This is a genomic window from Paraburkholderia sp. JPY419, from assembly GCF_050435705.1.
In the GTDB taxonomy this organism is placed as follows: domain Bacteria; phylum Pseudomonadota; class Gammaproteobacteria; order Burkholderiales; family Burkholderiaceae; genus Paraburkholderia; species Paraburkholderia youngii.
Map to the genome: position 1 here is coordinate 971,773 of NZ_JBNDKV010000004.1, position 23,905 is coordinate 995,677.

A 23,905-nucleotide genomic window follows, 5' to 3' on the forward strand; every position below is an offset into this window, starting at 1 on the left:
TCCGGCGCAGGCGGCGTCCATGCGCCGCCCGCGCGGTCAAAAAATCACCTCATTGCGCGTTTCTGATCGCTCAAGCGCCGATGAATTCGAGCAGGTCGGCATTGACCTTGTCGGCCTCCACGGTGCACATGCCGTGCTGGCCGCCCGCATAGACCTTCAGCGTCGCGTTCTTGACGATCTCCGCGGTGCGTCGGCCGGCTGCGTCGATCGGCACGATCTGGTCGTCGTCTCCGTGCAGCACCAGGGTCGGCACGTCGATCTTCTTCAGATCTTCGGTGTAGTCGACTTCGGAGAACTGCTTGATGCAGTCGTACAGCCCCTTGATCGAGCCGGCCATGCCCTGGCGCCAGAACGAATCGATCACGCCCTGCGACACCTTCGCGCCCTCGCGGTTGTAGCCATAGAACGGCACGGCCAGGTCCTTGAAGAACTGCGAGCGATCGTCGAGGACGCCCTTGCGGATGCCGTCAAACACATCGATCGGCAGGCCGAGCGGATTATCGGCGGTCTTCAGCATCAGCGGCGGCACCGCACCGATCAGCACGGCCTTCGCGACACGCCCCGTGCCGTGCCGGCCGATGTAATGCGCGACTTCGCCGCCGCCCGTCGAATGGCCGACCAGCGTCGCGTCCTGCAAGTCGAGATGTTCGATCAGTGCGGCGAGGTCATCGGCGTAGGTGTCCATCTCGTTGCCGTCCCACGGCTGCTCCGAGCGGCCGTGGCCGCGCCGGTCATGCGCGATCACGCGAAAGCCCTTGCTGCCGAGAAACAGCATCTGCGCATCCCACGCATCGGCGGTCAGCGGCCAGCCGTGCGAAAACACGACCGGGCGACCCTTGCCCCAGTCCTTGTAGAAAATCGAAGTACCGTCTTTCGTCCTGATCGTGCTCATCTGCTGACTCCTTTTTCGATGAAGTCTGCCGTCGCCGGCAGGTGGATGAAGCGGAAGCTGCTCACGAAGCATGCGCGCGACGCATGACGGAACGCCGTGCGAATACGGCAATGGATAACCGAACTACGGAAACGGCCGAATCGTAGAGATAAAAAAATCGCCTGACTAGCGCGCGAGCCGACGAAGTCGGTTTGGATGGATCGATTGTCGGCTGACGACGGGCACCGCTCTCGACCTTGCCGCGCAAGGCCGCGCAGCCAGCATTGCTGCAGCGCGGTCGATTGACGCAGCACCCGCAACGACGCACATGCGGCCATGCATCGGCCGCTAAAGGAAACTTGAGACTCATCAACGGCTTGCCTCATCGATTAGCGTATTTGGCATAAAACAAGGCGGTTTTTTGACGCACAGCGCATTGCAACACATTTTGTTTCGATCCCCTACTCTTGCGCCATCTGCCCCGCGCAGTGCGCACCGATATCGGTCGATGCGCGTAATTCCGCTCACGCGGCCATCACGCACAACAGGATCATGAACTCGGCACTATCGGCATTCGATCTCGCGCGCATTCAATTCGCGTTCACGGTTTCTTTTCACATCGTTTTCCCCGCGCTCAGCATCGGTCTCGCCAGCTTCATTGCCGTTCTCGAATGGCGTTGGCTGGAAACCGGCAAGGCCTACTACAAAGATCTTTGTCTGTTCTGGTCGAAGATCTTCGCAGTGGCCTTCGGCATGGGCGTCGTCTCCGGTGTCGTGATGGTCTATCAGTTCGGCACCAACTGGTCCGGCTTCTCGAGTTTCGCCGGGCCCGTCACCGGTCCGCTGCTGATGTACGAGGTGATGACCGCATTCTTTCTCGAAGCGGGCTTCCTCGGCATCATGCTGTTCGGCTGGCAGCGCGTGAGTCGGCGCGCGCACTTCGGCGCGACGCTGATGGTCGCGATCGGCACGCTCATCTCGACCTTCTGGATTCTCGCGTCCAATAGCTGGATGCAGACGCCGCAGGGCTTCGAGGTCGTCGACGGCCATGTCGTGCCGCTCGACTGGTTCCAGATCATCTTCAATCCGTCGTTCCCGTACCGGCTCGCGCATATGGCGCTGGCGGCGTTCATCGTCGCGGGGCTGGTGGTCGCGGCGGTCGGCGCGTGGCATCTGCTGCGCGGCCGACGCGATCCCGCCGTCAAGAAGATGTTCTCGATGGCGCTGTGGCTGCTGCTGATTCTGACGCCGATCCAGGCATTCGTCGGCGATCAGCATGGCCTGAACACGCGCGAATATCAGCCGGCGAAGATCGCGGCGATCGAAGGCATCTGGGACACCGAAAAAGGCGGCACCGCGCTGAACCTGTTCGGCATCCCCGACATGAAGGCCGAAACCACGCACTACGCGGTGTCGATCCCCCACCTCGGCAGCCTGATCCTCACGCATAGCTGGGACGGCGAAATCCGCGGGCTTAAGGAATTCCCGCCGCAGGACCGGCCGGATTCGGCCGTGGTGTTCTGGAGCTTCCGCATCATGGCCGGACTCGGCGTACTGATGATCGCGATGTCGATCGCGGCGTGGGTGCTGCATCGCCGTGGACGTCTGTTCGAAGCGAAGTGGTTCCAGCGGCTATGCGTCGCGATGGGGCCGAGCGGCTTCATCACGCTGCTGGCCGGCTGGGTCACCACCGAAGCGGGCCGTCAGCCGTGGGTCGTGTACGGCGTGATGCGCACGTCGCAGGCGGTGTCGCCGCTGACCACGCAGCAGGTCGGTCTGTCGCTGATGACGTTCGTGGCCGTCTACTTCCTCGTGTTCGGCACCGGCATCTACTACATGCTGAAGCTGATGCGCTCGGGTCCCGCACTGCCCGGCGGCAAGCCGCACGACACGCCGCACGGCCTGCCGCAGCCGACGCCCGCGCAGACCGCGCGCCGCCCGCTGTCCGCCGCCGATCGGATGATCGACGTCGTCTAACCCACGCTACGAGAGAAAGAATATGGACGTAACCGTCGTTTGGGCCGCGATCATTGCGTTGGGCCTTTTCATGTACGTCGTGCTGGACGGCTTCGACCTCGGCATCGGCATCGTCTTTCCGTTCTTCCCGGACGAGAAAGAACGCGACCTGATGATGAGCACGGTCGCGCCAGTATGGGATGGCAACGAAACCTGGCTCGTGCTCGGCGGCGCCGCGCTGTTCGCGGTGTTTCCGGTCGTCTACTCGACCGTGCTGTCAGCGCTCTATCTGCCGCTCGTGTTCATGCTGGTGTGCCTGATCTTTCGCGGCGTGTCGTTCGAGATCCGTGCGAAGTCGCGTCGCACGAGGCACCTGTGGGACCTCGCGTTCATCGGCGGCTCGGCGGGCGCGACGTTTTTCCAGGGCATCGTGCTCGGCGCTTTCCTGCAAGGTATTCCGGTCGTCGATGGCGCGTATGCCGGCGACGCGTTCGGCTGGCTCACGCCGTTCAGCCTGCTGACGGGCCTCGGGCTCGTCGCGACCTACGCGCTGCTCGGCTGCTGCTGGCTCGTCGCGAAGACCGAAGGCGACCTGCAGCGCCGACTGCATCGCGTGGTCTGGCCGCTGACGCTGGTGCTGCTCGGCTTCATCGCGCTCGTGAGCCTGTGGACGCCGCTGATGGATGCGGGCATCGCGCAACGCTGGTTCCATGACGGGATCTTCTATCGTCTGCTGCCGGTGCCGTTCCTCGTCGCGATCTGCGCGTTCTTCATGCATCGCGCGGTGCGCGCGCGCCACCACAACACGCCGTTCGTGCTCGCGCTGGCGCTCGTGCTGCTCGGCTATCTCGGGTTGCTGGTGAGCCTGTGGCCGTACGCGATTCCGTCGAGCCTCACGCTATGGGAAGCCGCCGCGCCACGCACGAGCCAGACGTTCACGCTGGCCGGCGCGGCGGTGATCCTGCCGATCATCGTCGCCTATACGACGATGGGTTACTGGGTCTTTCGAGGTAAGGTGCGTCATGGCGACCAACGTCACTACCACTGAAAAGCTGGGTGTCCGCGCGTCGGCTCCCGCTACCAATGCGGCAGCGCCCGGCCGCAAGCTGCCGGGCTGGCTCTGGTTCATCGCGCTCTGGTGCTTCGGCGTGGCCGCGGCGATGTCGCTCGGTTTCGCCTTCAAGCTTCTGATGAAAGCGACGCTGTTTGCGGTCAGATAGTGGCGCGCGAACCCGTGCCGATCCGATGGGCATAACTTGCCGGATCGCCCGCCAGCGCTTCAAAAAAGGTGCGCGCGGCTCGTCTACGTAGCAAGCCGGAACCTATGCGCGGGAGACCTGCCTTAACATCACGAAGCGCATCGAACGATGCCGGCAGCCGGCCATGCGCGTCGCAGCCCTGCCAAGCGGCGCGCGGCACGGCAAGGGAGCGGGACCCTGGCGAGCTGGAACGATGCCGGATGCGAATCGCAGCACGAGAGAACGGCAATCGGATCGGCTCGTCCGGGGTCCCTGAGATCGACCAAGAAGCGCGGAAGACCGGCCATGATGTGTGTCATGAGTACCGCAGTTATTTACGCTGCAAGTGCGCAGCCCGCAACGGCGGAATGCGCATCGGCGGCAGCCCTCAACGGACTGGCTCGACTCGCGGAGACATCATGAAGTTTCTTGTAGCCGACGACCATGAACTGATCCGGCAAGGCGTCAAAGGCATGCTGCGCGGCTTCGATCCCGACGCCCAGTTCGACGAAGCCGACAGCTGGGAAACCCTTGCGACCGCCGCGCGCCCCGACGCCAATCACGATCTGGCGATCGTCGATCTGCATATGCCGGGGATGAGCGGCGCGACGTCGCTCGAATCGCTGCTGAAGGCGAATCCGGCGCTGCCGGTCGTGGTGCTGTCCGCTGAAGAATCGCCCGACGAGATGCGCGCCGTGCTCGCGGCCGGCGCGCTCGGCTTCGTGCCGAAGCGCCAGCCCGCCAGTGTGATGCTGAAGGCAATCGAACTGGTGCTGTCCGGCGGCGCTTATGTGCCGATGGAAGCGCTGAGTCTGCTCGGCACGCGCGAGACGCAGGCGGCCGGCTGCGCGGGCGCAGAAGCGGATGCATCGGCAGCAGCGCCGCCCCCGAACGCCGCCGCGCAGACCGAACCTCTCAGGCAGATGCCGTCGCTGCAGCCGCATCAGCAGCATTTGCTGGAGAATCTGTCACCACGTCAGCAGGACATCATGCGGCTCGTGCATCGCGGCTGGACCAACAAGATGATCGCGCGCGATCTCGGCGTCGCCGAGGGTACCGTGAAGGTGCATCTGTCGGTGATCTTCCGCGCGCTCGGCGTGCATAACCGCTCGACGGCGATCGCGGTAATCAATGGATGGCTGGAGGCGGGGAAAACGCTGTAGCGCTGCGCCGCAGCGCCAACCGTCGCTGATTCCGCGTTGCTAAGGCTGCGTTTCGCTTTGCGCCCCGGAGCCCGCTTCCGTTTGCGGCGAGCCGCCCCCCGCGCGCGACTGCGCTGAACCAACCTGTGCCGCCCCGTCTCCCAACACTACTGGTCCCGCCAGCCGCCCCTTGTCGAGTTCCGTCTGCTGCCACAGCATTTCCAGCGTGCGCCGCAACCGCGCCGGCGTCACCGGCTTGTGCAGCACTGGAATTCCCTGCAACGCGAGCGCCGCCAGCTCCGCCGACGCCATATCGCCGGTGATCAGCAGCGTGACCACATTGCCGTGCCCCTCGCGCGCGAGCGCGCCGCGCATCGCGCTCAGCGCCTGCGCGCCGGTGCGACGATTGGCAAGCTGGTAGTCGCACAGCACCGCGTCGGGCACGAAGCCCTCCGCCAGCGCGGCGAGCGCACCGGCCTCGTCGCGCGCGCCGCGCACCTCGCAGCCCCAACGCTCGAGCAGGCTCGCGAGGCCTTCGAGTATCGACGGCTCGTCGTCGATGCACAGCACGCGCCGCCCCAGCGAAGCCGGGCCGCCCGCAACCGAATCGTTCAGACTCGCGACGATGCCGCTCGCGTCGCCCGCCTGCACCGCAAAGCGAAACACCGAGCCGCGCCCCGGCGCCGAGCGCAGCTGCAACTCGCCGCCAAGCAGGCCGACCAGCCGCCTGACGGTCGGCAATCCGAGCCCATGTCCCTGACGCGCGTCGCGCTGCGGATTCTCGACCTGGTAAAACTCCTCGAAAATGCGCTGATGCTCCTCCGGCGCAATGCCGACGCCCGAATCGCGCACCTCGATATAGCCGCCCTTTTGTCGCCCCGCGCGCCGGAAGCCGAGCCAGATCGCGCCTTGCTCGGTGTAACGCACCGCGTTCGACAGCAGATTGCTGAGCACGCGCTCGAGCAACACGGGATCGTCATAGACGACCATCGAAGTCGGCGCGATGCGCAGCGCGAGCCCCTTCGCCGCGGCCTGCGGACGATACTGGCTGCCGACCCGCTCGAACAGCTCGGCGAGCCGGAAGTGCAACCGGATCACCTGGGTCACCCCGCTTTCTAGCCGCGCGAGATCGAGCACCTGGTTGAACAGCTGATTGAGCGCCTCGACGTTATAGACGATGTGCCCGGCCGTCTTCGCGTGCTGCGCGGGCGTCGCCGCTGGGTCGTTCAGCGACGCCGCAAGCAGCCCGATCGCATGCAGCGGCTGACGCAGATCGTGGCTTGCGGCCGCGAAAAAGCGCGTCTTCGCGAGGCTCGCTTCCTCGGCTACGCGCTTTTGCGCGGCCAGCGATTCCGCGAGGTACTGCTGATCGACACGAGCCTGCACGACCTGGCGAAACAGCTTGCGATAGCTCATCGCGTAGACGTTGATCGCGCAGAAGAAAAACGCGAGCACGATCGCGAGAATCGTGCGATCGAACGTATGCGAGCCGAAATGCAGCACGATCGACGGCAGCAGCAGAAACGGAATCGACGTCGAAAAATTGAGGAGGTCGAACCCATTCGACATGAACACGCCGGCCGCGAGCGTCACCAGCAGCACGGTATGCAATAGCGGCAGATCGGTTTGCGGACTCTGGAACGCGAACCACACAGCGAAGCCCGGTCCGCTGTACAGGAGCACGCCACGCAGCGCGTGCAGATAGATCCAGTCGCGCGGCGACGCCAGCTGCGGATAGCGGCGATTGCAAATCCACAGCGCGAGGCCCGCGCAATTGGCGAGCGCATAAAAAACGAAGCACGCGATAAACAACGGCGGCGCCGGCACATGCGGCCAGTAGATGGCTACCAGCACCGCAATCGAAAACCAGTGCGAAAAGAACGCGATCGGGTCCTGCGCGTAGAGCACGCGCACGAGGTCTTCGTCGATGGCACGCTGGATCGGGTCGGCCCGCATGGGGCGCTCTCCTTTGTCGATCGGCGTTAGCGCTTTAGCGCCTGATCCGATCCCACGCAGTTTGATCGCGGGGGCATCGCAACTTCGTTGAGACGAAGCACTGGCCAGGCGGCGATGCTCCGGCAAAACCGCGGGTCGAACCGGGCGACCAAACGCGCCGCCCGCGCGGTTCATTCTACGGCGAATGCGCACGCTTCAGACGAATCGTCAGCAATCCGTCAGAAGGTTTACCCGGGAGTTTACCCATCAGCTAACACTTCTTCCATATAGGCGAAGGCCTTGCCGCGAACCATACTGCATTCACGTTTCAGCGCGGCAACACAGGCAAATCCCCCCGCTTCGCGGCCCACGCGCCGCGGCTCACCGCGCTCCCTGCCAACCGTGACGGAGGTTTCCATGGGCGCAGTCCCGAGCTACGAGTTCGCCCGCCAACTCGACGACGCGATCCTGCCCGACCTGTGGCGCAGACGCACCCGGCTCTCCGCCGACGAAATGGTGTCGATGGTCGAACTGGTCAAGCGCGCGTTGCGGACCTATCACCCGCTCGAATTGCAGGCGCTCGGCGAGGACAAGGAAGAACTGGTCGCGCAGTTCATCTACGCGAAGGTGTTGCGCCTCGCGCCCGGCCACACCGAAACGAACGCCTGCGCCGACAGCGCGCCCTCCAACAGCTACGCAGTGTGCGCGTATTTCCGCCGCTATCTGATCGACTGCCTGCGCAGCGCGTGCCATCAGCGCAACGTGTCGATGGAGACCGAGGGCGTCGCGCAGGAAATCGATCTGCACGCGCACGCGCTCGAAGACCCGGTGGCAAGCGTGCTGCTGCAATGCGGCCTCGACGAACAGCAGGTGCGGCGCGCGGCGCGCGAGTTCATCGAAGGGCTCGACGAACCGGAGCGGATCGTGCTGGCCGGCAGCCTCGGCTGGTGCTCGGAAGGCAAAGGCGGGCTTTCGGCGGTGGCGGCGCAGCATCGAGTGCCCTCTTATCACTATCGCGCCGTCAAACTCGGCGTCACGATGAAAAAGACGGCCGGCGCCGAAGAATTTTCCAACACCAAGATCGGCCGCTGGCTCACCGACGCGCTCGGCATCGAGATCGACGTCGACAATCGCGCGGCGATTCTGGTTGCGCTGAATCTGCTCGCGGCGGAATCGAGCGATAGCGAATTCAATGAAGTGGCCGCGTAATAGTTCGGAGAACCAACAGGCCACATAAGAAGCGGAGTAAGAGCGCATGCCCGTACGGCCGGGTACACCCGGCAATGGCCGGCCGGTCATGCCGCCCTGAATGTCGCACGCTACGACTTCGGCGCGCCCCTTCATGGCGCGCATTTTTTGCATTCGCTTTTTTTGCAGCGATATTCCGCCTACGATAAAAAAGCTGCCGCAGCACGCCGTCTTTATTCCGAAGCCGCGCTTCCTTTCCCCGCATCCGATTCCAGACGAGGTGGTCCTGATGAACCGCTTATCGAGCGCGCCGACGGCGCTGCAACGGCATTACGAGGTGGTGGTGATTGGCTCGGGCTACGGCGGCGCGATCGCCGCGAGCCGCATGGCGCGCGCGGGCCGTCGCGTATGCGTGCTCGAGCGCGGCCGCGAATTCATGGCCGGCGAGTATCCGCGCACGCCCGTACAGGGCGCCGAGAATATCCAGTACAACACGGCCGAGGCGCAGATCGGTTCACCGCTCGCGTTGCTCGAAGTGCACGTGAACGAGGACGTCAACGCGGTGGTGGGCTGCGGGCTCGGCGGCACGTCGCTGATCAATGCGAACGTCGCGCTCGAGGCCGATCCGCGCCTGTGGGACGACCCGCGCTGGCCCGCCGCGCTGCGCGCCGACAAAGCCGGACGCGACGACGGCTATGCGCTCGCCCGGACAATGCTGTCGCCGTCGCCGGTCCCCGACGACTTCCCGCCGCTGCCGAAGCTGCAGGCGCTCGAAAAATCGGCGCAGGCGCTCGGCATGGCGGACCGCTTCAGCCGTCCGCCGATCACGGTCACGTTCGAGACCGGCCCGAACGCGGCGGGCGTCGAGCAGCAGCGCTGCGTCGGTTGCGGCGATTGCAACTCCGGTTGCAACTACGACGCGAAGAACTCGACCCACATGAACTATCTGCCCGACGCGGTCGCCCACGGCGCGCAGATTTTCACCGGCACGGCCGTGCATTCGGTGCTGCGCGATCCCGACACCCAGCAATGGAAGGTCAACTTCCAGCTCGTGAAGCTCGGCCGCGAAAGCTACGACGCGCCCGATCTGTTCGTGCTGGCCGATATCGTCATCGTCGCGGCGGGCACGATCGGCTCGACCGCGCTGCTGCTGCGCTCGCGCGCCGCCGGCTTGAGCACGTCGGAGATGCTCGGCCAGCACTTCACCGGCAACGGCGACGTGCTCGCCTTCGCGTACAACACGAAGGACCCGATCAACGGCGTCGGCTGGGGCGAGCACAAGCCAGGGCAGATTCCTCCGGTCGGGCCGACCATCACCGGCCTGATCGACAATCGCGCCGCCGAGAAAAACGTCAGGGATGGTTATGTGATCGAGGAAGGCTCGCTGGCCGGCCCGGTCGGCGAAGCGCTCGTCGGCATGCTCGGCGCGGTCGCGCCGCTCGAAGGCGTGGATGCGGCCGGCGCCCCGTCGCTGCTCGAGCGCACGGCCTACGACGCGCGCGCGATCGAGAGCCTGATCCGCGGCCCGTACCACGGTGCGCTCAATCACACGCAAAGCTACCTCGTGATGGCGCACGATGACGAAAGCGGCCGCATCAAGATCGGTGACAAAGGCCGTGCGCGCATCGAATGGAAAAACGCCGGACGCCAGCCGATCTTCCAGACCGTCGAGGACGTGCTGATCGAGGCCAGCAAGCCGCTCGGCGGCAAATATCTGCGCAACCCGATTTCGACGAAGATCGCCGGCCGGCGCACCGTGACCGTGCATCCGCTCGGCGGCTGCGGCATGGCGGAGGATGCCGCGCATGGCGTGGTCGATCATCTGGGCCGCGTGTTCAGCGGCACGGACGGCGCCGCGGTGCACGACGGCCTCTACGTGATGGATGGCGCGGTGATGCCGATGTCGCTCGGCGTCAATCCACTCCTGACCATCTCCGCGCTCGCCGAACGCAACTGCGCGCTGCTGGCCAAAGCGCACGACTGGTCGATCGATTACGCGTCGAAGGGCACCGCCGCCGCGCCGCCCGCGCAGAAGATCGGCCTGCGCTTCACCGAAACGATGGTCGGCACCTACACGCCCGAGGTGGCGGGCGAAGCTGCAAAGAGCTCGATCGAATTCACGCTGACGGTCGAGTCCGACGATCTCGCCGACATGCTGAGCAACCCGGATCACCTCGCGCGCACCGCCGGCACGCTGACCTGCGGCGCCCTCTCCGCACAACCGCTGACGATCAGCGACGGCACGTTCAACCTGTTCGTCGTCGATGAGTCCGACGTCGACGAGCGCAACATGAACTACCGGATGACGCTCGACGCGGCCGAAGGCAACACCTGGTATCTGACCGGCAGGAAGATCATCACGCGCACGTCGCCGATCAACCTGTGGGAGCAGACCAACACGCTGTATGCGGAGATACGCGCGTCGAATAACGACAATGCGCCCGTCGTGGGCACCGCCACGCTCGTCATCACGCCGGAAAACTTCCTCAAGCAGCAGCGCACGCTCGAAGTCACGCACGCGCCCGACCTGAAGACGCGCCTCGAATGGACGCTGAAGTTCGGCAAATTCTTCGCGGGCGTGCTGTTCAACGAATACGGCGGCGTCGCCGCGCCGCTGCAGTTCTACGATCCGTACACGCCGCCGCGCGCCAAGGGCACGCTGCGCGCGCCGGCGCCGCAGATCACCTACTTCGATACACCGGACCGCACTCGACTCAAGCTCACGCGCTACTTCGATCCCGCCGCGGACAAAGAGTCGAAGCCGATCCTGCTGATCCACGGCTCGGGCGTCTCGAGCCGCATTTTCTCGACCGATCTGATATCGACCAACCTCGTCGAATATCTGGTCGCGTCGGGCTACGACGTATGGCTCGTCGATCTGCGGGTCAGCATCGAACTGCCGAGCGTGCTGGTGCCGGCCAACGTCGACATGGTCGCGCGCGAGGACATTCCCGCCGCGGTCGCGAAGATTCGCGAGGTGACCGGCGCGCCGGACATCCAGGTACTCGGCCACTGCCTGGGCGGCCTCGCGCTCAGCATGTCGCTGCTATACGGACTCAAGGGCGTGCGCTCGGCGGTGATTTCGCAGGTGTCCGCACATCCGGTGCCGGGCACGCTGCAACGGATCAAGGCCGGCTTGCATATTCCCGACCTGATGCAGCATCTGCGCATCCGCGACCTCACTGCCTATACGCAGGAAGATTCGTGGCCCGAGAACCTGTTCGACGAAGCGCTGCGTCTCTATCCGGTCGATCACGACGAGGGCTGCGGCAATGCGATCTGTCATCGGGCGACGTTCCTGTATGGCCTGCTCTATGAGCACGACAAGCTGAACGAGATGCTGCATGCGAACCTGCAGGAACTGTTCGGCATTCACGACATGGCCGTGTTCCAGCATCTGGCCACGATGGTCCGCGCGGGCCATGTCGTCGATGCGCGCGGCGACGACGTGTATCTGAGCGGTGCAAACGGCATGAAAGGACTGGAGGGCATGCGTCTGCCGATCGGCTTCATTCACGGCGAGAAGAACGAAACCTATCTGCCGGTCAGCACCGAACGCACTTACGACCTGCTGCGCGAGCGCTTCCCCGAGCAGCCGTACGAGCGGCATCTGGTTCCCGGCTATGGGCATATCGACTGCATCTTCGGCAAGAACGCGGCGGTCGATGTTTATCCGCTGATCGTCAGCTATCTGAACGCGCATTGACGGCGCGGCATCGCCGATGTGCCGTGCGAAGTCGATCGCCTACTCGGACAGCGCAAGCGGCGTCTATATTCAGCGCGATGTTCAAGCGGCTCGGCGTCGCCGGCCGCACAGGAAACGGTTCGTGCAACCGGGCTCGATCCGGTCGCCGCGCACTGAGCGATCAGGCGGCGCACGCGCCGCCTCCATCAGTATCAAAACAGCTTGCCCGGATTCAGAACGCCGTGCGGATCGAGCGCATGCTTGATCGCGACCATCGCGGCAAGCTCGGCCGGCGAGCGCGAAATCGGCAGGAACTCGCGCTTCAGTGACCCGATGCCATGCTCGGCCGACACCGACCCGCGCAGCGGCCCCAGCATCTCGTAGACAAACGCATAGACCGAGTGATGATCGACGCCCGGAATCGAATGGCCATCAACGGTCAGATGCAGATTCGAATCACCGATATGCCCGAAGAAATACGCTTCGTTGCCGGGCCAGCACTGATCGAGCGCCGCGCGGCAACGGTCGACGAACCTGCCGATCTCGCCGATCGGCAGACTCACGTCGAAGTTGATCGGGTCGAGCTTGAGCGGAAACTCCGCGGTGCACTCGCGGATCGCCCATAGCGCGCGCGCATCGGCAACCGACTGCGCGATCACCGCGTCGCGCAGCGCGCCCGTCTGTAGCGCATCGCTTAGCGCTTGCGCGAAGCGTTCGCCAGCGTCGTCGGCATCGAAACCCGCATGTTCGATCAACGCATAGAGCGGATACGCGACGTCGAACGGCGAGCGCGCGCCGGTCAGCTTCACGCCGAAATCGTAGAAGTCCGGCCACATGATCTCGAACGCGCCGATGTCGTTGCCGAAGCGCGTCGCGAGACGGCGCAGCAGGCTCACCGCGGCATCGTAATCGTTCAGCGCGACGAGCGCCGTATGACGCGCCGCGCGTCGCGGATGCAGCCGCAACACCGCGCGCGTGATCACACCGAGCGTGCCCTCCGAACCGATGAACCAGTGCTTCAGGTCATAGCCGGTGTTGTTCTTGACCATCTTGCCGAGCGAACTGAGCACGTCGCCATTCGCGAGCACCACTTCGAGACCGAGCACCTGATCGCGCGCGGTGCCGGACTGGATCACGCGATTGCCGCCCGCGTTGGTCGCCAGATTGCCGCCGATCTGGCATGAGCCGCGCGCGCCGAGATCGAGCGCGAGTTCGAAGCCTGCTTGCTCGGCGGCTTCCTGCGCAGCCTGCAACGTGGTGCCGGCACGCACGGTCAGTGTGGCCGACGCCGCGTCGAGTTCTTCGACGCCGCTCAAGCGTTCCAGCGACAACGCGATGTCGTTGGCGCGCGCAATCGCGCCGCCCGCGAGTCCGGTCATGCCGCCTTGTGGCACCACTGGCTGATGCGCGGCGTGGCAGATCGCCAGTGCGCGCGACACCTCGTCGGTCGTGTGCGGCAGCAGCAGCGCCGCCGGACGCGTCGGCTCGTGGCGCGTCCAGTCGGTCATTGCGTGTTCGCCGATCTGTTCGCCGACGCGCACCGCGTCGGCGCCGAGCGCGGCGCGCAACGCCTCGAGTGTCGTCGCGAGCGGCGCGGTCGCGCTTGCGATCTGGGTTCTCTTGTCTTCGGTGATGCTCTGCTCTGTCATGCAGGAGTTCCTTACCGTGCCGTAGCGGCGAGTTTCTTACGATAGCCCATCGAATCGTTGATGCGGCCGAGGATATAGTCCCCCGCGGCGACCGGCTGATATTTGCTTTGCGCGTCGCTCGCGCCCAGCTCACGGGGATCGACGAGCGCGCCATAGGTCGGATCGTAGAACGTCGCGATCGAATAGCGCTCGCGCCCCGATGCATTGATCACACGATGCAGCGTCGAGCGAAAGCGGTCGTTGGTCCAGCGTGCGAGCAGATCGCCGACGTTCACGACGAAGCTGCCTTCGACGGGCGGCGCCTCGACCCACGTATCGTTGGCGATTTCGCGCACCTGCAGGCCGCCGACCTGATCCTGCCACAGCAAGGTGATGCAGCCGTAGTCGGTATGCGGCGCGACGCCGAACTGATCTTCATCCGATTGCGGCGGCTGCGGCGGGTAGTAGACCATTTGCGTGCGCTGCATGCGCTTCGTGTAGCGCGGCACGAAGAAATTTTCCTCGACGCCGAGGCTCACCGCGACCGCGCGCAACAGATCGGCGCCGCACGCGCCGACCGCCTCGTAATAGTCATACAACACCGGCCGCAACCCGGGCATGAACTCCGGCCAGTTGTTCGGCCCGCGCAGTGCTTGCCCCGCCAGCACGTCGGGATCGTCTTCCGGCAGTTCGAGGCCGATGCTGAAGAACTCCTTGTAGTCGGGACGCTTGGCCTGGTACATCGTCGCGTCGCCCAGCGCATTGAAACCGCGATGCCGATGATTGACGGCCGCGCGTCGTTTGGTGTCGACCGGAAACGCGAAGAAGGTGCGCGCGGCTTGCGCGGCGGCATCGATCGTCGCCTGCGGTACGCCGTGATTGACGATGTAGAAGAAACCGATCGTCGTACACGCTTCATGAATTTCTTGCGCGACGCGTCGGAGCGCCTGCTGGTCGCCCGCGCGCACGCCGGCGACATCGATGATCGGAATGCGAGTCGCGGGCATCGCGCTGCTCCTTCGAGGATCGGTATTGCAGTGGTATATACCGCCAAAAGCACTGCCGCAAGTTGCTTCGCGCACCTCCATGTCAGGGCTTTTCTCTACTCGCGCGAGCATTTATTTTTCGCCTGAAACGCAGTATATACTGCCCTGCAGGGCCCGCAATCGGCGTCGGCGCGGCGGGTCCACAACGAAGACTTCGACACGCCGGCCACCCAACAGCAATTCGCCCCGGAGAACCTCATGCGTATCCTTGCAGGCTGGAAATGTGGTCTGGTCGTGCTGGCGCTGTGCGCGGCGAGCGTCGCAGCGCACGCCGAAGACCAGCTCGCCAAAGTGAAGAAGGCCGGCGAACTGGTGGTCGGCACCGAAATGCAGTTCGCACCGTTCGACTTCCTCGAGAACGGTCAGCAGGCCGGCTTCAACAAAGACCTGTTCGCGGAGATCGGCAAGGAAATCGGCGTCAAGGTGCGCTTCATCGATCTGCCGTGGCCGAGCGTGCTGCCCGGTCTCGAAGCGGGCAAGTTCGATATGGTCGGCGGCCCGTTGACGGTCACGAAGGCGCGCATGGAACGCTACACGTACACGCTGCCCGTCGCCGATGCGACCGACGCGCTGCTCAAGCGCGCGAACGATGCGTCGATCAAGCAATCGGCGGATAGCGCGGGCAAAACGATCGGCGCGGGCAAGGGCTCCGCGCAGCTCGATCAGCTGAAGAGCTACGCGGCCACGCTGCCGAAGCCGCCGGAAATCCGCGAGTATGTCGACAACAATCAGGCTTACGCGGACCTCGCGGCGGGCCGCATCGCCGCGGTGGCGAACTCGATGACCAACATCGCGTATGTCGCCAAGCAGCGCCCCGAGATGTTCGCGGTCGTGCAGCCGCCGTTCGGCGCGAAGGTGTACTTCGCATACGCATTGCGTAAGGACGCCGACAGCAAGCCGCTCGCCGACGCGTTCAATGCCGCGCTCGTGAAGATGCAGAAGGATGGCCGCCTCGCCGCGTTGCAGAAGAAGTGGTTCGGCGTCGCAATGGAGATGCCTTCCACGATGCCCACGCCGAACTACTGAGCGTCCGTGGGCGGCACGCGTCGTCCTTCCAGTTCCACCGGCCGCGACCCATGTTCAACACGACCGTCTTCGTTCAGGGCCTGCCACTGCTGCTGCATGCGGCGCTCGCCACCGTCGGCATTTCGCTGACGGGGCTCGTGATCGGCTTCTTCGTCGGCATCGGCGTATGCACCGCGCGGCTGTCGCAGCATCGCGCCGCGCGGCTCGCGGGCGGCGCCTACGTGTTCTTCTTTCGTGGCGTGCCGATGCTCGTGCAGCTGCTGCTCGTCTACTACCTGTTGCCGTTCGCCGGTATCAACGTGTCGCCGATCGTCGCCGCGATCAGCGCGGTGTCGTTGTGCTCGGCCTCGTATATAGCCGAGATTCTGCGCGGCGGGTTTCTAAGCATCCCGCCCGGACATCTCGAAGCCGCGCGCATGCTCGGGCTCTCCCCGCTCGATACGCTGCGGCGCATTCTGGTGCCGCAAGCATTCCGTTTGACGCTGCCGTCGCTCGTCAACGAAATGGTGCTGCTGATCAAGGCTTCTTCGCTGATCTCGGTGGTCGGCGTCGCCGAGTTGACGCGCACCGCGCAGAACATCGCCGCGAGCACTTACCGGCCGCTCGAAGCGTATGTCGCGGCAGGGCTGATCTACTTCGTGATCTGCGGTTCGCTCGCGCTCGTCGCGCATGCGGCCGAGCACCGTTTGCAGCACGCCTGAATCGACTCACGTTTAAGCCAACCTCGCCATGCAAACGTTCGATCCGACCGTCATCACGCACAACCTGCAGCCTATCGCCGCCGGTCTCGCGACGACGCTCGGCAGCTGGGCCGCGGGCGTCGCCATCGGTCTCGTGATCGGCTTTTTGATCGCGGTGCTGCAACTGTTCTGCGGACGCTGGCTGCGCGCCGCGCTGCGCGTCTATATCGAACTGTTGCGCGGCACGCCGTTTCTCGTGCAGCTGTTTCTGCTGTACTACGGCGGCCCGTCGATCGGGCTCACGCTCGAACCGATGACGGCCGGCATCGTCGGCCTGGGTCTCTACGGCAGTGCGTATTTCGCCGAGGCGTTCCGCTCCGGCTTCCAGTCGGTGCCCAAAGGCCATCTCGAAGCGGCGTCCTGTCTCGGGCTCACACGCTGGCAGGCGATCATACGCATCCAGGCGCCGCAAATGCTGGTGCTGATCGTGCCCGCGCTGACCAATCTGATCATCGTGCTGAGCAAGGAAACGGCCGTGCTGTCGATCGTCACGGTGCCCGAACTGACCTTCGTGCTGACCGGTATCGGCTCGGCCACCTTCGCTTTCGTCGAAACGCTGCTGGTGCTGTGCGTGTGCTATCTCGCGCTGGTCGAGCTGACCTCGCGCGCGGGCATGTGGGCCGAAGCCCGCCTCGCACGCTTCATGGCATGATTCCGGGACCCCCTATGAACGCCATCGCCGACATGCACTCCCCCGCGCAATCATCCGCGCCGTCCGCCAGCGCAACGGCGAACGCATCGAATGCCGCACCGCTGATCGAAGTGCGCGATCTGCGCAAACGCTTCGGCGATGTCGAGGTGCTGCGCGGCATCGATCTCGAGATCGCGCGCTCGGAAGTGGTCTGCATCATCGGGCCGTCGGGCTCGGGCAAGAGCACGCTGCTGCGCTGCCTCGCCGCGCTCGAAACCTACGACCACGGCGACGTGCGCATCGAAGGCGGACTGCTCGGCTATACCGAGCGCAACGGCAAACGCGTGCGCGCGTCGCATGGCGAGATCAACCGCGTGCGCCGCAACGTCGGCATGGTGTTCCAGCAGTTCAACCTGTGGCCGCACATGACCGCGCTCGGCAACGTGATGGAAGCGCTGCTGCGCGTGCGGCGCCTGTCGAACGACGAAGCGCGCCGCCGCGCGAACGCGATGCTGGAGACAGTCGGCCTCGCGCACAAGGGCGATGCGTATCCGGCGAAGCTGTCGGGCGGTCAGCAGCAGCGCGTCGCGATTGCACGCGCGCTCGCGATGGAGCCGCACATCATGCTGTTCGATGAACCGACTTCGGCGCTTGATCCGGAGCTCGTCGGCGAAGTGCTGCTGGTGATGAAGCAGCTCGCGCGCGACGGCATGACGATGGCCGTGGTCACGCACGAAATGGGCTTCGCCGCGCAGGTCGCCGACAAGGTCATGTTCATCGACCAAGGCCGCATTGCCGTGCAGGGCAAGCCGCGCGACGTGTTTCACAATGCCGCGCAGCCGCGTCTGCGGCAGTTTCTACAGAACTATTTCGACCGCAATGCGTTCTGGACGCGCGGCCCCGACGACACCCCGCCGCTATGAGCACCACCGCTCGCAACAAGCCTCACGGCAAATTCTCCGCCAGCGCGGCCCGCGCCGCGGCCAGAACCGCGCGCGGCAGTGATGAGGCGCCCGCCGCGCGCTATGAGCAGGTCAAGCAGCACATTCGCCAGATCATCGACTCGGGCGAACGCCAGGCGGGCGATCGTCTGCCCTCCGAACTCGATCTCGTCGGGACGCTCGGCGTATCGCGGATGACGGTCAACCGCGCGCTGCGCGAGCTCGCCGACGCGGGGCTCGTCACCCGCGTATCGGGCGTCGGCACTTTCGTCGCACCGAACAAGCCGCAATCCACACTATTGATGATTGCCCATATCGGCGACGAGATCCGCTCGCGCGGCCACGCATATCGTTGCGACATGGTGCTGTTGCAGCGCGAGACCGCATCGGTCACGGTGTCGAACGCATTGGGGCTGGCGCCGGGCGCTTCGGTGTTTCATGTGGTCTGCGTGCATCGCGAGAACGGCCTGCCGGTGCAGCTCGAAGATCGCTATGTGAATCCGGCCGTCGCGCCGGATTTTCTGCAGCACGATTTTTCGGCGCTGAAGCCGTCCGAGTATCTGCTGACGGCCGTGCCGATGCACGATCTCGAACACGTCGTGGACGCGGCGCTGCCGACGCCCGCCGAAGCCGAGCTGCTCGAAATTCACGCGGAGGAACCGTGCCTGACGCTGACACGCCGCACGTGGACGAGCGGCGTCGCGGTGACGTTCGCGCGTTTCGTGCATCCGGGTTCGCGCTACCGGCTTGGTTGCCGCTTTTCGCCGAATACGTCGCAGCGGCAGGGATAAAGCGTGCTTCAGCAACCGGACTACACGGTCCCCGCCAGATGAAACCGCGACGCCGGATGCCATAGCCGCACCGACGTCGCGACGTTCTCGCCGACCCACGTGCGCCGCCACAGCAGCAGACACGGCTCGCCGATATCCATCATCAGATGACGCCGCACATAGGCGTCGGGCTTCTGCGCATAGATGCGAAACTCGGCACGCTGCACGGGCGCGAGCCGCACCATATAGTGATTCGGTGTTTCGACCGAGAAGTCCTGTTGCAGATATTCGGGGAACACTCTCGGATTGACGAAACGGTCCTCGTATTGAATCGGCTCGCCCTCCTCGCTGTGCACGATGCACGAATGAAACGCGGGACCGCTCGCGAGACCGAGCGCTTCGAGCGCATCGGCGTCGTCACTCGGTTCGAGCGTCAGCACGCGCGCCGAATGACGATGACCGCGCGCGGCGATTTCATCGGCGATATTGCGGATCTCCAGCACCGTCGATTCATATCGCTGCGGCGCGACGAAGGTGCCCGAGCCTTGCACGCGCGTGAGCACGCGCTCGGCGGTCAGCTCGCGCAGCGCGCGCGACACCGTCATGCGCGCGACGCCGAACTCCTTGACCAGCTCCGTTTCGGAAGGAATCAGTCCGCCCGGCTTCCATGCACCTTCGCTGATGCGCTTGAGCACGTAGCGTTTGATCTGCTCGTAGGCGGGCATCGCCTTGACCGGCGTGTCACGGTTGCGATCGGCGGCGTCCTGGTTCTGCTCGGCCTGTGCGGCGGGCGCGATGCGCGCCTGTGTAGTTGTTTTCACTCCAAACCTCATCGGTGATTCGCCGGTGTTACATCAGGTACACCGTGGCCGGTTCTCCGGCGGCCGGGAGCCATCTTACCCGCTTCGACGGCGGCGAGACCACCTGGACGCGCTACCAGATAAACGGCACGAAACGGTAACGGACACGTTCCATGTACGCCGTGTAGCCGTCGAGTTGCTCGGCTAGCAGCCGCTCCTCGCGCACCGCGCGCCAGCCCATGCCGCACGCCATCACGGGCAGCGCCACGAGCCCCCACCACGAGCCGAGCATCAAGGGCGTGCCGACGAAGAACACCAGCGCGGCCGCGTACATCGGATGACGGACGTACGCGTAAGGCCCGGTGTCGGCGACCTTGTGCCCGCGGCTCGCCTGAACCTTGACCACCGGCGCGGCGTAGCTGTTCGCGCGAAACACGAAGCGGCACATGAAGATGCACAGGAACACGCATAGTGCGCCGAAGCCCATCAGCCACAACGGCAGCGGCCCGGACCAGCGAAACCGCATCGCGTCGAAGCCCATCAGGACCAGCCAGCCGCACCACGCGGCTCCAATCGCGACCATGAACACACGATCCCAGCGGCTCTGCTGCGCCTGCACGAACGGCGCGAGCCGCTCCGCGAGCAGCGCGGGATCATGACGCGCGAGCCACAAGCCGACCCACAGGCTCAACACCACCAGCTCCAGCAGATACCACCACGCGGCCGGCCACGCGAGCGTGCCGGCCGCGCCGAACAGCAGCACGCCCATGAACGCCAGCCAGGCCAGCGATTGCAGAATCAGACGTGCGACCATCGCGGCTCCCTCATGGGCTGGTGTTATGCGGACGCATCACGCGTGCGCACGCGCTCGAACACGGCGGCGATATCGATGTCCTCCAGGTTCAAGCCGAAGCGCTCGCGCAGGCAGTCGGCGAGTTCGGCGGCACTCGCGAGGCGCCGTTCGCTGACGATCTGCCCTTGCGCGTCGCGCTCGTTCAACTGATCGTTGAATAGCGCGAGGCGCAGTTCGGGTAGCACGCGGCACGCCAGCAGGTTATTCACGAACTTCGAATCGGGCGACGTCGACGTGTACCAGTTCGAGATTTCATAGTCGACCCACTCGACTGCGCGCAGATCGACGTGATAGACGCGCGACCAGCTCTCGTCCGGCGCCAGCACCTCGAGATAGACGGTGTCGTGCCCCGCGTTGGCGAGACGGAACGTGCCGAGCGGAATCGGTTGTGCAAGGCCGGCGGTCAGGCGTAGCGGCGCGGTCAGCGTGACGCCGCCGAAGCCGACGTCGGCGATCCATTCGTCGCCGTCGATATCGAGACGCAGCACCATGTGCGTACGCGGCGAGATCGTGCCGGGCTCGCGGCCCCATATGACGCGCGCAAGCATCGGCGTGACCTTGAAGCCGAGTTGCATCAGCACGTTCGCGAACAGAATGTTCTGCTCGAAGCAGTAGCCACCGCGTTTTTGGGTCACGAGCTTGCGTTCGATCGCTTCGAGCTCGAGCCTGACCGGCTGGCGAGTCAGCGGGTTCAGGTTCTCGAACGGGATCGCGGCGGGATGGAGCAGGTGAATCGCCCGCAGCACTTCGAGCGTGGCGGCGCGCGGGCCCTGATAGCCGATGCGGGCGAAGTAGTTTTCCAGATTGACGGAGTGGGACATCGGCGGAATTCCAGTTGAGTAGCGGGTTCGACGCGATCATAGCGCTTTCGCGTTGAATCAATCGCGCGAGGCGAAGCGAAACGCGCCTACATGCCCTTCAACGCCGACGTCGCGATCGACGGCACCGTAATACCGTGGCTCGACGCGAACTGCACGGCCGAGCTCAGCGTCGACATCAGCGACTGCAACTGCCCCGGCGCCGACTGCGCGATATACGAAGCGCTTTGCGCGGTCTGCGGATTGAGGCCCGATTGCAGCAGCGACGACGGACTCATCTGACCAAGGCTGCCAAGCCCCGACTGCAAGCTCGAATACTGGCTCACTCCCTTGCCGAGCGACGACAGCCCCTGGGTGAACGCTTCCTTGTTGACCGGCGTCGCCGACGCGCCGCCACTTGCATGATTTGCGAACGCATCGGTGAGCTTCTGCGACAGCGACTGCTGTGTGCTGCCGACCTGCGTCAACTGACTGACCGACGGCGTGCCACCGCTGAGCAGCCCCGCCGCCTGCTGCGCCTGGCCGGCCGCACTCGTCATGCCCATCGCCGACGCGAGGCTCGACTGCCCGCTCAGCACCTGCTGGTTCGCGCCAACATAGCTCTGCAGCAGCTGCGACACGCCGCCCGACGACGCCTCGGCACTGGCCGAGCTGTCACCGCCCCCGCCGATACCGAACTGCTTCAGATTCAACTGCGCGTGCGCGGCGCCGCCCAACAACAGACCGCCACTCGCCAGCAACGAAACCAGAAGAATGCGCTTGCTCATTTCGACCTCCTCACTTTGACTTTCGGGGTTACTCGTGCACTTCGACACCTCACCCTGTCGCGCGTTCGGTCTGACTACATCAATACTATTTCATTACGAGCGCATTACTACGGCATTACACCTTCATGCGCTTTACGAGCAGTCCGTTAATCCCGGGTTTACATGCCAGTAATATTGATGCGAATCGTTCTCATTTGTGTTGACTCTCGCAAATGGCCTGCGTACGATCTCGCCATCAGCTGCTTCGGCATCGGACGAACCAACACCAATAAGGATTTCGATGAAGTTCGCCCAACTCAATGGACTGCGCGCCAACGCGCGTCCCTTTTGCGACTCTTCGGCACGTACCGGCGCAATTCATCGTACGCGTTTGCCTTCTATGCGGCGCGTCGCACTGTGCACGGCCTTCGCGTGGGCCTCGTTGACCGGCCACGCGGCGCTGGCCGAAGCCAATCCCGATGCGAACCCGGAAGCGCCCGAAGCCGACCTGAACATTCAGGCGACGCAGACCAGCCAGTGGACCGGTTTCTGGAATCGTCAGCAGATGCTCGGCGACATGGGCGGCCTGCGTCCGTGGCTCGGCAAGTACGGCATGACCTTCACGCTGACCGAAACCAGCGAAGTGCTGGCCAATCTGCGCGGCGGTCTCGCGCGCGGCGCCGACTACGACGGCCTGACCACCGCCACCTTGCAGATGGATACGCAAAAGGCGTTCGGCCTGCCGGGCGGCCTCTTCAACGTCAGCGCGCTACAGATTCACGGCTCGAACCTGAGCGCGAACAAGCTCGGCACGTTGAACACGGCGAGCGGCATCGAGGCCGACAACGCGACGCGTCTGTGGGAGCTCTGGTATCAGCAGTCGTTCCTCAACAAACGCGTCGACGTGAAGATCGGTCAGCAGAGTCTCGACCAGGAATTCATCACGAGCACGTATGCGGCGCTGTTCCTCAACACCATGTTCGGCTGGCCCGCGCTGCCCTCATACGACCTGCCGTCGGGCGGTCCCGCCTATCCGCTCGCGGGTCTGGGTGTGCGCGTGCGCGGCCAGATCACCCCTTCGTTGACCGCGCTGGCCGGTGTGTATTCGGGCGATCCGCTCGGCAACAACCCGGACAACATGAGCGGCACGAACTTCAACCTGCATAACGGCGCGTTGTGGATCGGCGAGCTGCAGTACGCGATCAACCAGCCGTCCGACGGCGAAATGGTCGGCACGGGCGGCGGCGGTCTGCCGGGCACCTACAAGCTCGGCGTCTGGTACAACACCAACAAATTCGCCGATCAGCGTTTCGACAACATGGGACTGTCGCTCGCCAATCCTGCGTCGACCGGCATCGCCGCGCATCACAGCGGCAACTACAGCTTCTATGCGGTCGCCGACCAGATGGTGTGGCGCCCCGACCCCGACGAACCGCGCAGCCTCGGCGTGTTCGCGCGCGTGATGGGCGCGCCGGGCGATCGCAATCTTGTGCAAGTCGCGGCCAATCTCGGCGTCGTGCTGAAGGCGCCGTTCAAGGGGCGTGACAACGACAGCGCCGGCCTCGCGCTGACTTACATCAAGGTCGGCAGCCACGTGAACGGACTCGACGAGGACTTCCTGGCATTCAACGGCAGCCCGTACGGCGTGCGCACCAGCGAAACCACGCTTGAGGCGACGTACCAGTACCAGATCAATCCGTGGTGGCAAGTGCAGGCCGACGCGCAATACACGTTCAACGCCGGTGCGGGCCAGAACCCGAACGACCCGACGCAGCCGCTGCGCAATACGTTCGTCGTCGGCGTGCGGACCACTATCAACTTCTGATGCCGCCCGCCGCGCGCTTTCATCCACGCAAGCACATGCCACCCCACGCAACCGGACCAGCACTTC

22 protein-coding genes and 1 pseudogene are annotated in these 23,905 nt (G+C 64.7%); 13 read left to right on the forward strand and 10 right to left on the reverse strand.

Annotation, left to right across the window (positions count from 1 at the left end):
* Positions 1-70 precede the first annotated feature (70 nt).
* Entirely contained in the window at positions 71-892 is an 822-nt protein-coding gene (locus tag QFZ91_RS32965; protein WP_176105698.1) for an alpha/beta fold hydrolase, read from the reverse strand.
* Entirely contained in the window at positions 889-1,209 is a 321-nt protein-coding gene (locus tag QFZ91_RS32970) for a hypothetical protein (RefSeq protein WP_429569763.1), read from the reverse strand. Before QFZ91_RS32970 ends, QFZ91_RS32965 begins: the two co-directional genes overlap by 4 nt.
* 214 nt (positions 1,210-1,423) lie before the next feature.
* Between QFZ91_RS32970 and QFZ91_RS32975 the strand changes: the two genes are divergently transcribed.
* The 4 genes from QFZ91_RS32975 (at position 1,424) to QFZ91_RS32990 (ending at position 5,228) form a co-directional block, all read left to right on the forward strand.
* Complete coding sequence (locus QFZ91_RS32975) at positions 1,424-2,848, forward strand: cytochrome ubiquinol oxidase subunit I (RefSeq protein ID WP_429569764.1); 1,425 nt, start codon at positions 1,424-1,426, stop codon at positions 2,846-2,848.
* 22 nt (positions 2,849-2,870) lie between these two features.
* Positions 2,871-3,875 carry a cytochrome d ubiquinol oxidase subunit II gene (gene cydB / locus QFZ91_RS32980; RefSeq protein ID WP_429569765.1) on the forward strand — a complete coding sequence of 335 codons (1,005 nt, stop codon included), beginning with the start codon at positions 2,871-2,873 and terminating at the stop codon, positions 3,873-3,875.
* Complete coding sequence (locus tag QFZ91_RS32985; RefSeq protein WP_429569766.1) at positions 3,850-4,047, forward strand: hypothetical protein; 198 nt, start codon at positions 3,850-3,852, stop codon at positions 4,045-4,047. The genes cydB and QFZ91_RS32985 overlap by 26 nt, the downstream gene beginning before the upstream one ends.
* A gap of 437 nt (positions 4,048-4,484) precedes the next feature.
* Positions 4,485-5,228, forward strand: coding sequence for a response regulator transcription factor (locus QFZ91_RS32990; protein ID WP_429569767.1), 744 nt, complete (start codon positions 4,485-4,487; stop codon positions 5,226-5,228).
* Between the two features lie 39 nt (positions 5,229-5,267).
* On the opposite strand, the gene QFZ91_RS32995 is transcribed toward QFZ91_RS32990, so the two are convergent.
* Positions 5,268-7,163 carry a hybrid sensor histidine kinase/response regulator gene (locus QFZ91_RS32995; RefSeq protein ID WP_429569768.1) on the reverse strand — a complete coding sequence of 632 codons (1,896 nt, stop codon included), beginning with the start codon at positions 7,161-7,163 and terminating at the stop codon, positions 5,268-5,270.
* 239 nt (positions 7,164-7,402) lie between these two features.
* Positions 7,403-7,561, reverse strand: a complete 159-nt coding sequence (locus tag QFZ91_RS33000) for a hypothetical protein (protein WP_429569769.1) — start codon at positions 7,559-7,561, stop codon at positions 7,403-7,405.
* Between QFZ91_RS33000 and QFZ91_RS33005 the strand changes: the two genes are divergently transcribed.
* The 3 genes and pseudogenes from QFZ91_RS33005 to QFZ91_RS33015 form a co-directional block, all read left to right on the forward strand.
* Entirely contained in the window at positions 7,560-8,351 is a 792-nt protein-coding gene (locus QFZ91_RS33005) for a hypothetical protein (protein ID WP_429569770.1), read from the forward strand. The two genes, QFZ91_RS33000 and QFZ91_RS33005, sit on opposite strands and share 2 nt — an antisense overlap.
* 268 nt (positions 8,352-8,619) lie before the next feature.
* Complete coding sequence (locus tag QFZ91_RS33010) at positions 8,620-12,036, forward strand: alpha/beta fold hydrolase (protein ID WP_429569771.1); 3,417 nt, start codon at positions 8,620-8,622, stop codon at positions 12,034-12,036.
* Positions 12,037-12,058: 22 nt separating this feature from the next.
* A pseudogene (locus tag QFZ91_RS33015) lies at positions 12,059-12,134 on the forward strand (ABC transporter substrate-binding protein); the annotation flags it as partial.
* A gap of 93 nt (positions 12,135-12,227) precedes the next feature.
* On the opposite strand, the gene QFZ91_RS33020 reads toward QFZ91_RS33015, so the two are convergent.
* Together QFZ91_RS33020 and QFZ91_RS33025 are read right to left on the reverse strand one after the other, a co-directional pair.
* Positions 12,228-13,664 (reverse strand): FAD-binding oxidoreductase, encoded by a 1,437-nt coding sequence (locus QFZ91_RS33020; RefSeq protein ID WP_429569772.1) that lies wholly within the window; start codon positions 13,662-13,664, stop codon positions 12,228-12,230.
* 11 nt (positions 13,665-13,675) lie between these two features.
* Complete coding sequence (locus QFZ91_RS33025) at positions 13,676-14,650, reverse strand: isopenicillin N synthase family dioxygenase (RefSeq protein WP_368717710.1); 975 nt, start codon at positions 14,648-14,650, stop codon at positions 13,676-13,678.
* A gap of 237 nt (positions 14,651-14,887) precedes the next feature.
* Here QFZ91_RS33025 and QFZ91_RS33030 point away from each other — a divergent pair, with 237 nt between their 5' ends.
* From QFZ91_RS33030 to hutC (QFZ91_RS33050), 5 genes are read left to right on the forward strand one after another with little or no spacing between them, the layout of a single operon-like run.
* A complete protein-coding gene (locus QFZ91_RS33030) occupies positions 14,888-15,715 on the forward strand; it encodes a transporter substrate-binding domain-containing protein (RefSeq protein ID WP_176105688.1) in 828 nt (275 codons plus the stop codon).
* A 50-nt stretch (positions 15,716-15,765) separates the two neighbouring features.
* Positions 15,766-16,416, forward strand: coding sequence for an amino acid ABC transporter permease (locus tag QFZ91_RS33035; RefSeq protein WP_176105687.1), 651 nt, complete (start codon positions 15,766-15,768; stop codon positions 16,414-16,416).
* A 28-nt stretch (positions 16,417-16,444) separates the two neighbouring features.
* Positions 16,445-17,107: an amino acid ABC transporter permease gene (locus QFZ91_RS33040; protein ID WP_184228211.1), complete on the forward strand. Its 663-nt coding sequence runs from the start codon at positions 16,445-16,447 to the stop codon at positions 17,105-17,107.
* A gap of 14 nt (positions 17,108-17,121) precedes the next feature.
* Positions 17,122-18,009: an amino acid ABC transporter ATP-binding protein gene (locus QFZ91_RS33045; protein WP_429569773.1), complete on the forward strand. Its 888-nt coding sequence runs from the start codon at positions 17,122-17,124 to the stop codon at positions 18,007-18,009.
* Complete coding sequence (gene hutC / locus QFZ91_RS33050) at positions 18,006-18,818, forward strand: histidine utilization repressor (protein WP_176382770.1); 813 nt, start codon at positions 18,006-18,008, stop codon at positions 18,816-18,818. Before QFZ91_RS33045 ends, hutC (QFZ91_RS33050) begins: the two co-directional genes overlap by 4 nt.
* Before the next feature lie 20 nt (positions 18,819-18,838).
* Here hutC (QFZ91_RS33050) and hutC (QFZ91_RS33055) read toward each other — a convergent pair whose 3' ends face one another.
* The 4 genes from hutC (QFZ91_RS33055) to QFZ91_RS33070 all read right to left on the reverse strand — a co-directional run bounded on the left by hutC (QFZ91_RS33055) (position 18,839) and on the right by QFZ91_RS33070 (position 22,035).
* Positions 18,839-19,618 (reverse strand): histidine utilization repressor, encoded by a 780-nt coding sequence (gene hutC, locus QFZ91_RS33055; protein WP_429569774.1) that lies wholly within the window; start codon positions 19,616-19,618, stop codon positions 18,839-18,841.
* Positions 19,619-19,730: 112 nt separating this feature from the next.
* Entirely contained in the window at positions 19,731-20,411 is a 681-nt protein-coding gene (locus tag QFZ91_RS33060; protein ID WP_429569775.1) for a methyltransferase family protein, read from the reverse strand.
* Positions 20,412-20,434: 23 nt separating this feature from the next.
* Positions 20,435-21,271 carry an arylamine N-acetyltransferase family protein gene (locus QFZ91_RS33065; RefSeq protein ID WP_429569776.1) on the reverse strand — a complete coding sequence of 279 codons (837 nt, stop codon included), beginning with the start codon at positions 21,269-21,271 and terminating at the stop codon, positions 20,435-20,437.
* An 86-nt stretch (positions 21,272-21,357) separates the two neighbouring features.
* Positions 21,358-22,035 carry a hypothetical protein gene (locus QFZ91_RS33070; RefSeq protein WP_429569777.1) on the reverse strand — a complete coding sequence of 226 codons (678 nt, stop codon included), beginning with the start codon at positions 22,033-22,035 and terminating at the stop codon, positions 21,358-21,360.
* 280 nt (positions 22,036-22,315) lie between these two features.
* Between QFZ91_RS33070 and QFZ91_RS33075 the strand changes: the two genes are divergently transcribed.
* Complete coding sequence (locus tag QFZ91_RS33075) at positions 22,316-23,839, forward strand: carbohydrate porin (RefSeq protein ID WP_429569778.1); 1,524 nt, start codon at positions 22,316-22,318, stop codon at positions 23,837-23,839.
* Positions 23,840-23,905 lie beyond the last annotated feature (66 nt).

Excerpts from the sequence above, each read along its gene's own strand:
- QFZ91_RS32965 (WP_176105698.1), bottom strand. The coding sequence starts at position 892 with ATGAGCACGATCAGGACGAAAGACGGTACTTCGATTTTCTACAAGGAC.
- QFZ91_RS32970 (WP_429569763.1), bottom strand. The coding sequence starts at position 1,209 with ATGGCCGCATGTGCGTCGTTGCGGGTGCTGCGTCAATCGACCGCGCTG.
- QFZ91_RS32975 (WP_429569764.1), top strand. The coding sequence starts at position 1,424 with ATGAACTCGGCACTATCGGCATTCGATCTCGCGCGCATTCAATTCGCG.
- cydB (WP_429569765.1), top strand. The coding sequence starts at position 2,871 with ATGGACGTAACCGTCGTTTGGGCCGCGATCATTGCGTTGGGCCTTTTC.
- QFZ91_RS32985 (WP_429569766.1), top strand. The coding sequence starts at position 3,850 with ATGGCGACCAACGTCACTACCACTGAAAAGCTGGGTGTCCGCGCGTCG.
- QFZ91_RS32990 (WP_429569767.1), top strand. The coding sequence starts at position 4,485 with ATGAAGTTTCTTGTAGCCGACGACCATGAACTGATCCGGCAAGGCGTC.
- QFZ91_RS32995 (WP_429569768.1), bottom strand. The coding sequence starts at position 7,163 with ATGCGGGCCGACCCGATCCAGCGTGCCATCGACGAAGACCTCGTGCGC.
- QFZ91_RS33005 (WP_429569770.1), top strand. The coding sequence starts at position 7,560 with ATGGGCGCAGTCCCGAGCTACGAGTTCGCCCGCCAACTCGACGACGCG.
- QFZ91_RS33000 (WP_429569769.1), bottom strand. The coding sequence starts at position 7,561 with ATGGAAACCTCCGTCACGGTTGGCAGGGAGCGCGGTGAGCCGCGGCGC.
- QFZ91_RS33010 (WP_429569771.1), top strand. The coding sequence starts at position 8,620 with ATGAACCGCTTATCGAGCGCGCCGACGGCGCTGCAACGGCATTACGAG.
- QFZ91_RS33020 (WP_429569772.1), bottom strand. The coding sequence starts at position 13,664 with ATGACAGAGCAGAGCATCACCGAAGACAAGAGAACCCAGATCGCAAGC.
- QFZ91_RS33025 (WP_368717710.1), bottom strand. The coding sequence starts at position 14,650 with ATGCCCGCGACTCGCATTCCGATCATCGATGTCGCCGGCGTGCGCGCG.
- QFZ91_RS33030 (WP_176105688.1), top strand. The coding sequence starts at position 14,888 with ATGCGTATCCTTGCAGGCTGGAAATGTGGTCTGGTCGTGCTGGCGCTG.
- QFZ91_RS33035 (WP_176105687.1), top strand. The coding sequence starts at position 15,766 with ATGTTCAACACGACCGTCTTCGTTCAGGGCCTGCCACTGCTGCTGCAT.
- QFZ91_RS33040 (WP_184228211.1), top strand. The coding sequence starts at position 16,445 with ATGCAAACGTTCGATCCGACCGTCATCACGCACAACCTGCAGCCTATC.
- QFZ91_RS33045 (WP_429569773.1), top strand. The coding sequence starts at position 17,122 with ATGAACGCCATCGCCGACATGCACTCCCCCGCGCAATCATCCGCGCCG.
- hutC (WP_176382770.1), top strand. The coding sequence starts at position 18,006 with ATGAGCACCACCGCTCGCAACAAGCCTCACGGCAAATTCTCCGCCAGC.
- QFZ91_RS33060 (WP_429569775.1), bottom strand. The coding sequence starts at position 20,411 with ATGGTCGCACGTCTGATTCTGCAATCGCTGGCCTGGCTGGCGTTCATG.
- QFZ91_RS33065 (WP_429569776.1), bottom strand. The coding sequence starts at position 21,271 with ATGTCCCACTCCGTCAATCTGGAAAACTACTTCGCCCGCATCGGCTAT.
- QFZ91_RS33070 (WP_429569777.1), bottom strand. The coding sequence starts at position 22,035 with ATGAGCAAGCGCATTCTTCTGGTTTCGTTGCTGGCGAGTGGCGGTCTG.
- QFZ91_RS33075 (WP_429569778.1), top strand. The coding sequence starts at position 22,316 with ATGAAGTTCGCCCAACTCAATGGACTGCGCGCCAACGCGCGTCCCTTT.